The following is a 385-nucleotide window of genomic DNA, read 5'->3' on the forward strand; positions in this document are numbered from 1 at the left end:
GAACTCGGTTGCCAGCTGGCTGAATGCCGCATAGTGATTCCCGCCACTGCCAGCAGCCATCGGAGCCGGTTGCGAGAACGAACCATAGCCCGCGCCATCGCCAACCACCTGGGCGCCGATCTGCCGTGGGTCTACTGCCACCAGTCGCTCAATACCGTCGGGCCCCTTGACCTTCTGATAGCCGATAGCAGCAGACGATTGGCGGCCATCCAGCCCCAGATTGATCCGGCGAGCGCGCTCCCTGTCTTCCGGCGACAGGCCCGCAGTCATCATTTCGAAGGAGCGAACGTCGGTGGGCTGCAAACCAGCTGCCCCGCCGGGACCCATGGCGATGATCTGATCCGCCAGGGACATCACGCCAGCCTCGTCGTAGGCAGGCTGGTCG

Annotated in this window: 1 protein-coding gene; it reads right to left on the reverse strand. The window is 64.4% G+C overall.

The genetic code is table 11. The annotated features are described in order from the left end of the window. A partial coding sequence (locus ACFQ6N_RS40360; protein ID WP_380659135.1) for a hypothetical protein occupies window positions 1-354 on the reverse strand: 354 nt, incomplete at its 3' end. Window positions 355-385: the final 31 nt, after the last annotated feature.

This window comes from Kitasatospora sp. NPDC056446, assembly GCF_042796115.1.
Taxonomy (GTDB): domain Bacteria; phylum Actinomycetota; class Actinomycetes; order Streptomycetales; family Streptomycetaceae; genus Kitasatospora.